Below are 13,246 nucleotides of genomic sequence, written 5' to 3'. Positions count from 1 at the left end.
ACATTCATTCAAAGAACTTTTTTACTGAGTATAATGGTGAGCTTATTTGATCTTGATTAAAGTTTTGATAGCTAACTCATGGTTATCAAAATCATCATCACACTCTTCAGTAAACGTTATCTAAAACCGGATTTTAATCCCTTTTAAACCTTCAGAAACCTGCCGTTGCTGGCTCTGTTTTTCCTCTTTCTGAAACCCTTTGTTCCAAAAGCGGATGCAAAGGTAAGAAGAATATTTTTAATATCGCAAATAAAATTTCAAAGTTTTTTTTCGAAGCTTTCCTTCTTTGCTTTTCCCCTCTTCTCTTCAGAAGCGGAGGGCAAAGGTAGCAAGCTTATTTGCTTTCAGCCAAATAAAAATGAAGTTTTTTTTTCATCCTTTTTTAACCTCCCAAAACTTCAATCTTTTCGCTCTTTTTGAGCACCGCTTGCGTTCAAACGGGATGCAAAAGTAGAAAACTTTCCGCCAACCGCAATACAACACCTCAATAAAAATTAAAGTATTTTATAAGTGACTGATAACTAGAGTTGTTTAATCGAAACAAAAAAAGCGCCCTTGTGAGGCGCCTTGAAATCTTAGTCGATTATGGTCTGTTTTCTATCAGGCCCAACCGATACAATCTTTATGGGTACTCCAGTTTTTTCTTCTATATACCTTATGTAGCTTTTTAACTCCTCAGGCATATCACTAAAGTTCCTAACTCCAGTAATATCATTTTTCCAACCAGGAAGGGTTTCATATACTGGCTCTACATCTTCATCTACTAACTGAAATGGCATCTCTTGCGTGACAGTTCCATCCTTCAGCTTGTAATCTGTACAAACTTTTATTTCATCTAGAATGGAGAGCACATCTGCCTTCATCATGAATAGTTGAGTAACACCGTTAATCATGATAGCATATTTAAGAGCTGGCAGGTCTAGCCAGCCACACCTTCTAGGGCGGCCAGTTGTTGCACCGAACTCATGCCCTTCGTCTTGAATTGCCTTACCAGTATCGTCAAACAGCTCTGTTGGGAACGGCCCACCTCCTACTCTAGTACAATATGCCTTAAAAATACCAAACACCTCTCCTATATTCTTTGGAGCCACTCCGAGACCAGTACATGCACCTGCCGTCATGGTATTGGAACTGGTAACGTACGGATAGCTTCCAAAATCTATATCTAGCAAAGAACCTTGAGCCCCTTCAGCCAGAATTGTCTGATTGGAATCTATACATTTATTAATTTGATATTCCGAGTTAACCAAATTGAATTGCTTAAGAAACTCTACAGCCTCAAAGAATGGGGCTTCGGCTTCACGCAGATCATATTCAAACTCGTAATGCTGCAAAATACGCTCATGCTTATTCACGAGGTTTCTATAACGTTCTTCAAAGCCTGGAGCCAATATATCTCCTACCCTCAGACCGTTTCTCGCGATTTTATCTTGATAAGATGGTCCAATACCCTTGAGCGTTGACCCAATTTTGTCTTTGCCTTTAGCTTGCTCATAAGCAGCATCTAACAACTTATGGGAAGGGAGAATAATCTGAGTCTTTTTAGATATATATAGATTCTTAGTGAAATCTATTTCGAACTTGGCCAGTCCTTCAATCTCCTTTTTAAAGATTACAGGGTCTAGCACAACACCATTACCTATTATATTCTGTATTTGCTCTCGGAAAATACCTGATGGAATTTGGTGCAACACATGCTTGTGACCATCGAATTCTAGGGTATGCCCAGCATTTGGACCTCCTTGGAATCTGGCAACCACATTATACTTTGGAGCTAAATAATCAACGACTTTTCCTTTGCCCTCGTCACCCCACTGTAAACCTAAGAGTACGTCTACTTTCATTATATGTATATTCTATCAGGATTTTAATTCTTGAATTGCTTGTTCTACTGTATCTGCTATTTTGAAAATAGCTGTCAGCTTAGTGATAATGAGCAGCTTCTTTACGTGCTCAGAAGGATTTACTATTACCACTTCACCTTCTTGATTTCTAAACTTTGTTAGGAGAGTAATTAAAACTCCAATGCCACTACTATTAATATACTTTACAGCCCCTATGTCTATGGCGCAAAGCGCTGTACCATTATTTATAGCATCATTTGCCGAATCTAACAGCCCAGAGCCAACCTCTTCGCCAATAAGATTACCTTCAATCTTGAGTACCAAGACTCCATTATCTTCAGAACTTTTAAATGTCATGATTCTGTCTCAGTCTTTTTTGAACGAGGCTTAGCAAAAAAGTAAAGTGTATGGTGCATGATGTCTATATCGAACATTTCTTCTAAGGTGTTCTTGATATTCTGAATTCTTGGGTCACAAAACTCTATGACATCTGAAGAGTCCATCATTAATATATGATCATGCTGTTTGAAGCCATAAGACTTTTCGTACTGAGCCATGTTCTTGCCGAACTGATGCTTAGTGACCAAGTCGCACTCTACTAATAAATCTAAGGTATTATAAACAGTTGCTCTAGATACACGATAGTTTTTGTTTTTCATGCTGATGTAAAGCGATTCTACATCGAAGTGACCATCGCGAGTATAGATTTCTTCCATAATGGCAAATCGCTCGGGTGTTTTACGCAAGCCTTTATTCTCCAGATATGCTGTGAATATTTGTTTGACTTGATCGAATACCTTTGGATTTAGTGCCATTTTGTTCGGTTAGGGTGCAAATATAAGATAGTTTAATTAATAGAGGTGAGCTAGCTAAATTCTCTTGAGTCGTGACGTGTTACACGCATAACACCAGTTACCTTTTCTAATTTAGTAATAAGTTGATCTAGGTGTTTAGTACTATTGACGTATAACCTGATTTGGCCATCAAAAATTCCAGTCTCAGTATCAATACTAATAGACTGCATGTTCACCTTTAACTCATTAGAGATAATATCTGTTACATCTCTCATTAACCCTACCCTATCTGTTCCGATTATTCTCAACACCGCCAAGAACGCATTTTGTTGTTGAGACATCCACTTGGCTTTAACAATTCTATTTCCATGGCGAGAAAGCAACTCTGGAGCATTCGGACATGTTGTTCTATGAATTTTAATTCCTTCATTAACGGTGATAAAACCAAAAACATCGTCTCCTGGAATTGGATTACAACACTTAGCGTACTTGTAATCTAAAACATCCATATCCTCTCCAATTAGAAGGATATCCTTGCCTGGGTCCTCAATTTTCTTGAAGTCGTCTGAATATTCGTGCTCCTTATTTTTGACCCTAAGACTTTTCTGCCGCTCTTTTTTAAAGTCTTTAAAGTTCTTGATATGTGAAGGGTCGATTAAACCTCTACCAACTTTATAATAGAAGTCGGTTACTGTTTTCTCTTCGAAATAAGCCCTGAGTTGATTGGCGACATCACCATCAAAAGGAACCTTCATTTGCTTCAACTTACGCTGAACAATCTCCTTACCATCGACTGCCGCTTGTTTTTTAGACTCCTTTAGGGTTTCCTTTATTTTGGACTTAGCCTTGGATGTTGCTACAAACCTCAACCAATCTTCATTTGGCCTCTGCTTATTAGAAGTAAGAATTTCGATCTGATCGCCATTCTTTAATTGATAGTTTAGCGGAACGAGCCTATTGTTGACTTTTGCACCAAGACATTTAGCCCCTATTTCTGTATGAATATCGAAAGCAAAATCTAGAGCGGTGGCTCCACTTGGAAGAATCTTTAGATCACCTTTAGGAGTGAAAACAAAAACCTCTTCATTAAATAAGTTAGAACGGAAGTCATCTACGAACTCAATGGCACTAGTGTCGTTCTGCTCCAGCATATCTCGAACCTTCTGAATCCATGACTCTAATCCAGATTCATGAGTAGGATTCATGCCATCTTTATACTTCCAGTGTGCTGCATACCCCTTCTCGGCAATATCATTCATTCGCTGGGTTCGAATTTGAACTTCAACCCATCGACCAGCTCTACTCATTACTGTAGTATGGAGAGATTCATAGCCATTGGCCTTAGGTGTACTCACCCAGTCTCGCAACCTATCGGGGTTTGGAGTATAAAAGTCGGTAACTATGGAATAAACTTGCCAACAAGCAGCCTTCTCTTGGTCGTAAGTTGTATCTAATATTATACGTACCGCAAAAAGGTCATAAACCTCTTCAAAAGGAATGTTTTGTTTCTTCATCTTATTCCAAATGGAATAGATGGACTTAGGCCTACCCTTTACCTCGTACTTAAAGCCTGTCCTATCAAGTTCATCGACAATTGGATTCATAAAACTCTTTATGAACCTACTTCGAGATGATTTACTTTCGGCAATTTTAGCTACTAAATCTTGGTAAACCTCCGGCTCGGTATACTTTAACCAAAGATCTTCTAACTCAGACTTAATGGCATAAAGCCCTAAACGGTGAGCCAGTGGAGAGTACAAATAAATGGTTTCCGATATTATCTTTAGCTGCTTGTGCCGCGGCATACTCCCCAGGGTACGCATATTATGAAGTCTATCGGCAAGCTTTACCAATATTACTCTCACATCTTCAGATAGAGTGAGTAACATTTTCCGGAAATTCTCTGCTTGTTGAGAACTGCCATGCTCAAAGACTCCTGATATTTTGGTTAGGCCGTCAATAATTTTAGCCACTTTAGGACCGAACGACTCCTTTATCTCATCTAGCTCTACCTCTGTATCTTCAACAACGTCATGAAGAAGGGCGGCAATAATAGATGTGGTTCCAAGCCCGATTTCCTCAACGCAGATTTCTGCAACAGCTAGTGGGTGGAAGATATAAGGCTCGCCAGACTTTCTTCGCATCTCTTTATGAGCTTCAACCGAAAGGTTAAAAGCCTTTTTGATCAGCTTAGCGTCATTATCCTTTAAAAAAGGTTTGGCTTTACGGAGCAGTCGTCTGTATCTCCTTAATATCTCTTTTCTTTCCTCTTCAAGATCAACTGCAATCATAGATTTCTTTTACTTAGTAGAAAGGTCAAAACTTTTGAAAAAATAAACAAGCCAATTGTTGACTTCAATAAAATTTAATTTACCTTTGCATTCCATTTCGGAACAGCCAGCGGATGTGGCGAAATTGGTAGACGCACTAGACTTAGGATCTAGCGCCTCAGGGCATGGGGGTTCGAGTCCCTCCATCCGCACAATTTGAACCCTCGGTCGTAAGATTTGAGGGTTTTTATTTATGAACAAAAACATTAGGGCATTGGACATTACTCTAGACAAACAAGATTCAAATGTCGCTTCAATTAAAGTTAAACTAAACGAAGCTGATTATCAATCGAAGGTAGACGAAAAGATCAAGGACTACAGCAAGAAGGCTCAAATCAAAGGATTTAGACCAGGCAAGGTTCCTCAAAGTCTTGTTAAAAAGATGTATGGCAAGTCCATATTGGTTGAAGAAATCAACCACATGGTTAGTCATGCTATTCAAGATTACATCAGAGACAATGAGTTGAAGATCTTAGGTGAGCCTATCCCTAATCAACAACAAATTGAAACTATTGACTGGGACAACCAGTCAGATTTTGAGTTTGAGTACACTATAGGCCTAGTTGATGACTTTACCGTTAGTCTTGACAAAAAGGTAAAAGTAACTCAGTACGATATTGAGGTAAACGACAAAGTAATTGACGAAACTGTTGATAACGTGCGTACTCAATTTGGTAAAATGACTAACCCTGAAGTGAGCGAAGAAGGCGATATGCTCTTCGGAACACTTACGCAAGAAGGTTCGGACATTGTACATGACACCACTATTGACCCTGTTGACTTCACAAAAACCAATACCAAGAAATTCGTAGGCAAAAAGAAAGGTGATGTGATTTCTGTCGATCTTTCTAAATTATATAAGGAGAAAGCTCAACAAGCAGCTCAAATTGGCAAAACTGAAGATGAGCTAGAAGGCATTGACCTTAAGTTCAACTTTGAAGTTAAGAATGTAAATAGAAGAGAGTTAGCCGAAGTGAACCAAGAGCTATTTGACAAGACTTTTGGACCTGATACTGTTTCTTCTGAAGAAGAATTCAGAGCAAAGATTTCTGATACCATTTCAGAGAATTACTCAAGAGAGACTAATGCTTGGTTGAATAAAACTATTCAGGACGAGCTAATTAAAAACACTCCTATTAGCTTACCAGACGACTTTCTTAAAAACTGGTTGAAACTTTCAGGTGAGGGTAAGGTAACAGATGCTGATATTGAGAAGGAATACGATATCTATGCAGATCAGCTACGCTGGAACTTGATCTCTAATGAAATTTCTAAGGAAAACGAGATCAAACCAGAGCATGAAGACATCAAAGAGGCTACAAGACAAATGATAGAGGCTCAGTTCATGGGGTCTGGTCTTGGACAAATGGCCGACCAGATGGATTCATTTGTTGAGCATTACCTTCAGGGAGAAAATGGCCAAAACTACATGAAAATGGCCGAGCAAGTTCAGCAAGAAAAAGTGCTAGACTTGGTTAAAGATAAGATTGAGATTAAGTCTAAAAAGGTTAGCCTAGATAAGTTCAAAGAAATAGTTAATCAATAACCGAACCTTTGCACAAAGTAAGATGTTAAATTAAAGTCCTTTTTCGGAAGGGCTTTTTTTTTAATTTTGTTCAGTTAAAGGTTAATTAAACTAATGATCAATAAAGAGGAATTCAGAAAATACGCCATTCATAATCAGGGAGTTAGTGGTTCTACATTCGATGCTTATACCAACCATGTAGAAAACATGACTCGCTCGGTAATTGAAGAGAGACCTACTCGTTTTGCAGAAATCGATGTATTCTCTCGTCTAATTATGGACAGAATTATATTTCTGGGAATGGGCGTAGACGACAATATCGCCAACATAATTACAGCTCAGCTACTGTTCTTAGAGTCAACAGACCCTAATAGAGATATCACCATGTATATAAATAGCCCTGGAGGCTCTGTATATGCAGGCTTAGGAATGTATGACACCATGCAGTTTGTAAAGCCAGATGTTGCCACTATTTGTACAGGAATGGCTGCTTCTATGGCCGCAGTACTTATGAGCGCAGGAGCGGAAGGTAAAAGAGCAGCTCTACCACACTCTAGAATTATGATTCACCAACCAAGTGGTGGTATGCAGGGTCAGTCTAGAGATATGGAAATAACTCTTAAGCAAATGCAAGAGTTGAGAAAAGATTTATACGATATTTTAGCTAAACACACTGGCCAGCCTTACGACAAAATAGAAAGAGACTCTGATAGAGACTATTGGATGCGTGCGGCTGAGGCCAAAGAGTACGGTCTTATTGACGAAGTACTCACTAAAAAATAAAGCTCATGGCAGAGGTTACTTGTTCGTTTTGCGGACGCAACAAAAAAGACGTTGACTTAATGATTTCGGGCATACATGCTCATATCTGTAATCATTGTATTACACAAGCCAACCAAATACTTTCAGAAGAATTAAAAACTAAGTCTTCTGAGGAGTCACCAAAATTCAATCTGATTAAACCAGTTGAGATGAAGAAGTATCTCGACCAATATGTGGTGGGTCAGGATGAGGCGAAGAAGGTAATCTCCGTTGCCGTGTACAATCACTACAAGCGATTGATCCAAAAGTCTAACGATGATGATGTTGTGATTGAAAAGTCCAACATCATTATGGTTGGAGAAACCGGTACTGGTAAAACCTACATTGCTAAAACCTTAGCAAAAATTTTACAGGTTCCTTTCTGTATAGCAGATGCCACTGTTCTTACAGAGGCTGGATATGTTGGTGAAGACGTTGAGAGTATTCTAACTAGACTTTTACAGTCGGCTAATTACGATGTAGAATCTGCCGAACGTGGTATCATTTACATTGATGAGATTGATAAGATTGCTAGAAAGTCTGACAACCCATCCATTACCAGAGATGTGAGTGGAGAAGGTGTTCAGCAAGCTCTTTTAAAGCTTTTGGAAGGAACCGCAGTGAATGTACCGCCACAAGGTGGAAGAAAACATCCGGACCAAAAGATGATATCGGTAAACACTGACAACATACTATTTATTTGTGGTGGGGCATTCGATGGAATTGCTAGACATATAGCCAACAGATTAAACACTCAACCACTTGGCTTCTCTGTTGCTAAGGACGAGCAAATGTTGGTAGATAAAGACAATTTGCATCAATATGTAAATGCTCAAGATTTAAAGAACTTTGGTCTGATACCTGAACTAATCGGTCGCTTACCTATAGTAACTCATCTTAATCCGCTTAATCCAGAAATTCTTAAGAACATTCTTACTGCTCCGAAAAATGCTTTGATTAAGCAATACACCAAACTCTTCGATATGGAAGAGAAGAAAGTTGTGTTTGAGGACGATGCATTAGATTACATAGTACAAAAAGCACTTGAGTTTAAGCTTGGTGCCAGAGGACTTAGATCTATCTGTGAAGCCATTATGACGGATGCCATGTTTGAACTACCGTCTGACAAGAATACTCATGAGCTAACCATCAACCGAAAATACGCACAAGAGAAGTTCGAGAAGTCGAAATTCAAGAAACTTAAGGTGGCGTAATTGAATGTTCGATGTTCGATGATCGATTAAACCGACTTAAGATCTCGTTAAGAGGTTAAGTTTATTGGAGCTATTATTCCCCGAAATACTCAACAAAGTTTCTTGGGGTTTCATAGAGCTTTAGAGAATGCAGTTGCCCCTGAGGGGTTATCTCTGCTACGCGAGGGGCTAAAATCTTCCAGATTTCCATTACTAAATTTTCGCAACTTGCCATTTTCCCTTCCATAAAGTCAACATCTACATTGAGGTTTCTATGATCAAGTTTATCTATAACCTCTGCTCTAATAAGATTGGAAAGTTGCTTTAGATCAACCACAAAACCGGTTTCAGCATCTGGCTGGCCTTTTACTGTAGTTATCAGCTCAAAGTTATGACCATGCCAATTGGCATTGGCACAAGGCCCAAACACCTCTACATTCTTTTCTTCACTCCAATTAGGGTTGTAAAGCTTGTGTGCTGCATTGAAATGTTCCTTTCTACTGACGTAAACCATTGATTTTCAAATTGGCTGCAAAGATAAAGGGTTACTTCTCATGAAGCAATGCGAATTGAAAATCGTTTAGTCATAAAAGAATGGGAGCTCTTATTTAAAGCTCTATTTGTAATCCACTGCTCTTCTTGAAAGACTTTCTGTTGGCTTTTTGAACTTAAATGCGTCTAAATTAACAACATTACCCTTGTTCTGCCTGAGAAAGGCATCCAACCTATTTCTTATTTGCTGAAGGTTAGGGGCTACTTCCAAAAGATCCGATTTTGCATCAACACTTGGAACCACATACTTATTTCGTGTCTTAGTTTTTCCAGCATTCAATACTCTTATCTTATTGGTCTCGTTTAGCTTTAGTAAGTCCTTCTCATAACTACTCTTTTTCGTCTTCATAGAATCAATTCCGGTGAGTACGTAAGGACCATCTACAAACTTATACCAGGCATAAAAGAAGACCGTAGTGTCAGAAACTACAGCTTGATCCGCTCTCATCTCCTGCTTTTGTCCAAAAGCATGGATTGACATTACTAGAAATAAAACAGACGTCAGTGCTAATCGCATATCAATAATATTTATTCTGAACTAAATAATTTTTCACATAATCAGAAACTCCATCTTCTAGAGAGGTAAACTCCTTGCTGTAGCCAATAGACTTTAACTTAGACATATCTGCTTGTGTATAATACTGGTATTTATCTCTAATATCTTCCGGAATATCAATAAAAGAAATATTCTCATCTACTCCCATTCCATTGAAGGTTGCTTTGGCCAAATCCAAAAAGGTCCGCGCTTCTCCAGAACCTAAATTATAAATTGAAGAATTCTTACGATGATTCATAAGAAAAAAACATACTTCAACCACATCCTTTACATATACAAAATCCCTCAACTGTTCACCATGTTGATATGATGAATTATGTGATTTAAATAGCTTCATTTCGCCAGTATGCTTTACCTGATTGAAGGTATGATATACAACCGAAGCCATTCTTCCCTTATGATACTCATTAGGACCATAAACATTAAAAAACTTCAACCCCGCCCAAAAGAAAGGTTGTTCCTTTTGATCTATAACCCATTTATCAAATTCATTTTTAGACCAACCATAAGGGTTTAAAGGCTCTAGATTGCCTAATGCATTTATATCGTCTTTGTAACCATTGTTACCATCGCCATAAGTGGCTGCAGAGGAGGCATAAACCAAAGGTATTTGATACTTAATACAGTACTTCCAAACCATTTTGGAGTAATCAATATTAAGCTTCGTCAGAAGGCTATGATCAAATTCAGCTGTATTAGTTCTCGCACCTAGATGAAAAATGAATTCTACCCTATTACCATTCGAATCAAGCCAGTCGAAAAAAGACTCTCTTTCAACTCTATCCACATAATTCTTCCCCTCCAAGTTCAGGTTCTTTTCCTCAAAAGAGAAATCGTCAACCAGAACAATATTGTTAAAGCCCTCCGAATTTAACTTAGAGACTAAAGCACTAGCAATAAAACCAGCCGCTCCTGTAACTACTATCATACCTCGTATTTTTGAACAAAAATAACGAATAGAGCTGAAGGGAGCATTTCATTTACGAAATGACTTTACATTAATAGTTTCTTACTTCTATACTAGGGTTCTTCAAATCTAGCTTGACTAAGCCTGTAGTAACACCATCTGCAAACCCTCCTATTTGTCCACTCAACCTAATTCTTCTAGGGTCTCCAGTGTAAAATATGCCTGTACCATTAGCTGCAGTGCCATTAATTTCCCTCTCGACATGAATGTATGACTTAGATGTTCCTGTTATGTCTGGCATAAAGTGATCGGTCTTTAATACATCCCCTCTGAAAACACTAGAACTTTCCATGTTCAGTGTTAGCCGAACTGTTTCTCCTTGCAACCTAACCACACTATTGTCGAACTGCCATATTGATACTGAGCTAGATTTGATCCGCATATCGATCCTTGATGACTCTTTTGCTATCAATTTAAGATGTGAATAAGATAGCTCTACTGGAGATGTTAAGTAAGACCCTTCTCTCAATTCAACCTCCTTAATATTGTTTGAGTAAACAAACACCTTAAAAGGTTTTTGGCCGTCATTGTCACCCGGTGAATTAATATGTAAGGTTTTATGTTTATAAACTACGTTATAGATAAGCTTCTCCGCTGTATCCTCAAAACTAACATACTCTATATTAGAAGGGATCAGAACCACCTCTGCTGAACCCGAGCTTTTAATACTAGTTAAACCAGGTGTCTCCAGTTTGTTGCTTAATTCCTGAGCTCTAATTGATAAAGCAGAAACTAAAATGACTGATATCATCAAAGAAACTCTATACATATTTATTGCCATAATCATTTTACTTTTTTGATTATGAACAATAACCCTGCCCAAAAACCGCTGTGGTATCAATATAAATCCATACCGATACTAGAATAATCAATACGCCCAATACATTGACTAATCGAAGATTAAAAACAGTCCTTAATCACTTTGTCGTTCTACGAACAAAGGGTACTCTTTTGGAATGCGTAACACAATATCTTTGCCATCCTCCCGCACTAAAGTTAACTTCCCTGTGACCTTCCATGCAGGCAGGTTCTTTATGCGATAAATACTATTCCCGTTATCGTCCTTAATCTGTAGCAGAGAAACTCCTAAGTTGTAACACATTTCAAAAGCAGACGTTTTTTGCGTTTTTCTATCACCATCATCGGTAGCAAAAAACAGATAGTCAGTTGGCTGAATCAGCACCTGTTCATCAGTAACGACCTCCTTTGAATCAAACCTTAGTTCATGAAGTATCTTATAATCATCAATATAGAAGAAATCACTAGTAGAATAAGTTGCTAACTGATCAAATTCGATAACCAATTCTTGACCTTTAATTACATCAAACTCAGCATTTTTTGATTGACAAGAAAAAACACTTACCAACACTATAAAAACGAAGTAAAATCTCACTATGCTCATCATAATCACTAATTTCTTCTCATATCACCTCCATCCAAGTGCACCAACTTATACGGTAAGCTAGCACCCGGTAAAGCAACAACACTGTTAATTCTTATCCTGGCTGGTATGCCTCTATAATAAATCTCGGTACCTGCAGTAGCTCTACCTTTTATTTCTTTATCCGACCACACGTAGACGCTGCCAGTCCCTCTCAAGTTCAGTATGACTGTCTGAGCTACCAAGTCATCCCCTCTGAACATTGAAGTACCATCTGCTTCTACTTTTTCATTCACCGTGTTACCCCTAGCCGTAACTCTAGAGTTACCATTTGTGGAAACAGTAAGTGATTTTAATTCAAGTCTCACATCAACGGTAGCATTTCCAGAAGTAATGATTCTAAAATCCTTTTGCTCTATAATAGACAAACTAGAGACAACGCTACTTCCATCTACACGTAATTCTTCAAAAGAAGTAAAGTACAAATAAACAGTTATCTCTTTGGCATCGTCAATTCGCTCATCTTTAGAAACCCTAAGCTCCCCACCTCTATATGAATATCGAATGTAACGAGCATTATCATCCTTTGCAAAAGAAAGATAGTTAGCAGGAGATGCAATTAAGATTACCTTAATGTTCGTGTCAACATGAACCGACTTAAGGCCGGGTAGATCAATTTTTTCAAAATCGGTTTGTGCCCGAATAGAATATGACGCAAAAAGTAAAACGAATATAATTAGGTATTTCATGGTCTATTTATCTAATAATATCTACAATAATGGGGTAGGCTCTTGGAATTCGGATTCTAATAGGCTCATTATCTGTTCTAGAAATGAAAAGCCTACCTGTGGTTGTTAGCATGTTTTCATTTCGAAAAATATATCTTTCTTCTCCTAAAGCCTCATTAAAAGCCTCTAGTCCCTCTTTTAGGCTCACCCCTATTTCTTGAAAATTAATATCCTTAATAATTAATCCGCCAGATTGGTTTGTCCCTATAACAGATGCTGTGGGAGATATTTGTATCACTCCATTTGAAATAATAGGATCATTGTTATAACCAGCTGAGTGCTGAATCTGGTTCTCGTCTAAGAAAAAGAAGGAATTCATGGGATATACATGTAGTTCATCAAACTGGATGGCAACTTCATTTCCTTCAAGAAACTCAAAGGTATCAAGCTTTAAATCTCTTTCCCTTTCAACACAAGCTGTAGAACCAAATGCGAATATAAAAAGAAAGATAACCGCAGTTATCTTTCTTTCTAATATCCAAAAATTGAGTGTCAAAAAAACACTAATTGTCATC

The 13,246-nt window shown here is 38.1% G+C and carries 14 protein-coding genes and 1 tRNA gene; 4 read left to right on the top strand and 11 right to left on the bottom strand.

The features are described from left to right. Positions 1 to 575: 575 nt before the first annotated feature. From AWW68_RS19730 to AWW68_RS19715, 4 genes are read right to left on the bottom strand one after another with little or no spacing between them, the layout of a single operon-like run. Positions 576 to 1,844: an adenylosuccinate synthase gene (locus tag AWW68_RS19730; RefSeq protein WP_068225290.1), complete on the bottom strand. Its 1,269-nt coding sequence runs from the start codon at positions 1,842 to 1,844 to the stop codon at positions 576 to 578. 15 nt (positions 1,845 to 1,859) lie between these two features. Next, positions 1,860 to 2,201, bottom strand: coding sequence for an STAS domain-containing protein (locus AWW68_RS19725; RefSeq protein WP_068225288.1), 342 nt, complete (start codon positions 2,199 to 2,201; stop codon positions 1,860 to 1,862). After that, on the bottom strand, positions 2,198 to 2,659 hold the full coding sequence (locus AWW68_RS19720; RefSeq protein WP_068225286.1) for a Fur family transcriptional regulator: 462 nt from the start codon (positions 2,657 to 2,659) through the stop codon (positions 2,198 to 2,200). Before AWW68_RS19720 ends, AWW68_RS19725 begins: the two co-directional genes overlap by 4 nt. Positions 2,660 to 2,709: 50 nt before the next feature. Further along, the gene (locus tag AWW68_RS19715) at positions 2,710 to 4,929 is read right to left on the bottom strand and encodes a RelA/SpoT family protein (RefSeq protein WP_068225284.1); all 2,220 of its coding nucleotides are present in this window, start codon (positions 4,927 to 4,929) and stop codon (positions 2,710 to 2,712) included. Positions 4,930 to 5,038: 109 nt separating this feature from the next. Between AWW68_RS19715 and AWW68_RS19710 the strand changes: the two genes are divergently transcribed. From AWW68_RS19710 to clpX, 4 genes are all read left to right on the top strand, one after another. Then, a tRNA-Leu gene (locus AWW68_RS19710) sits at positions 5,039 to 5,120 on the top strand. Positions 5,121 to 5,161: 41 nt separating this feature from the next. Further along, positions 5,162 to 6,514, top strand: a complete 1,353-nt coding sequence (gene tig / locus AWW68_RS19705; RefSeq protein ID WP_245660278.1) for a trigger factor — start codon at positions 5,162 to 5,164, stop codon at positions 6,512 to 6,514. A gap of 93 nt (positions 6,515 to 6,607) precedes the next feature. Next, entirely contained in the window at positions 6,608 to 7,276 is a 669-nt protein-coding gene (locus AWW68_RS19700) for a ClpP family protease (RefSeq protein ID WP_068225282.1), read from the top strand. A 5-nt stretch (positions 7,277 to 7,281) separates the two neighbouring features. Then, positions 7,282 to 8,508 carry an ATP-dependent Clp protease ATP-binding subunit ClpX gene (gene clpX / locus AWW68_RS19695; protein WP_068225280.1) on the top strand — a complete coding sequence of 409 codons (1,227 nt, stop codon included), beginning with the start codon at positions 7,282 to 7,284 and terminating at the stop codon, positions 8,506 to 8,508. A 73-nt stretch (positions 8,509 to 8,581) separates the two neighbouring features. Here the strand turns inward: clpX and AWW68_RS19690 are convergent, their stop codons facing one another. The 7 genes from AWW68_RS19690 to AWW68_RS19660 form a co-directional block, all read right to left on the bottom strand. Next, complete coding sequence (locus AWW68_RS19690; protein ID WP_068225278.1) at positions 8,582 to 9,001, bottom strand: 6-pyruvoyl trahydropterin synthase family protein; 420 nt, start codon at positions 8,999 to 9,001, stop codon at positions 8,582 to 8,584. A gap of 102 nt (positions 9,002 to 9,103) precedes the next feature. Beyond that, a complete protein-coding gene (locus AWW68_RS19685; protein ID WP_157717742.1) occupies positions 9,104 to 9,556 on the bottom strand; it encodes a hypothetical protein in 453 nt (150 codons plus the stop codon). A 1-nt stretch (position 9,557) separates the two neighbouring features. Then, positions 9,558 to 10,523: an ADP-glyceromanno-heptose 6-epimerase gene (gene rfaD, locus AWW68_RS19680; protein ID WP_068225275.1), complete on the bottom strand. Its 966-nt coding sequence runs from the start codon at positions 10,521 to 10,523 to the stop codon at positions 9,558 to 9,560. Between the two features lie 70 nt (positions 10,524 to 10,593). After that, a complete protein-coding gene (locus tag AWW68_RS19675) occupies positions 10,594 to 11,331 on the bottom strand; it encodes a GIN domain-containing protein (RefSeq protein ID WP_221406026.1) in 738 nt (245 codons plus the stop codon). A gap of 144 nt (positions 11,332 to 11,475) precedes the next feature. Further along, entirely contained in the window at positions 11,476 to 11,967 is a 492-nt protein-coding gene (locus AWW68_RS19670) for a hypothetical protein (RefSeq protein WP_068225270.1), read from the bottom strand. 5 nt (positions 11,968 to 11,972) lie between these two features. Beyond that, positions 11,973 to 12,692, bottom strand: coding sequence for a GIN domain-containing protein (locus AWW68_RS19665; RefSeq protein ID WP_068225268.1), 720 nt, complete (start codon positions 12,690 to 12,692; stop codon positions 11,973 to 11,975). 7 nt (positions 12,693 to 12,699) lie between these two features. Beyond that, positions 12,700 to 13,245 carry a hypothetical protein gene (locus AWW68_RS19660; RefSeq protein ID WP_157717740.1) on the bottom strand — a complete coding sequence of 182 codons (546 nt, stop codon included), beginning with the start codon at positions 13,243 to 13,245 and terminating at the stop codon, positions 12,700 to 12,702. Position 13,246 lies beyond the last annotated feature (1 nt).

Origin of the sequence: Roseivirga spongicola (assembly GCF_001592965.1) — a bacterium.
In the GTDB taxonomy this organism is placed as follows: Bacteria; Bacteroidota; Bacteroidia; order Cytophagales; family Cyclobacteriaceae; genus Roseivirga; species Roseivirga spongicola.
This window is presented reverse-complemented; position numbering and strand designations above follow the sequence as displayed.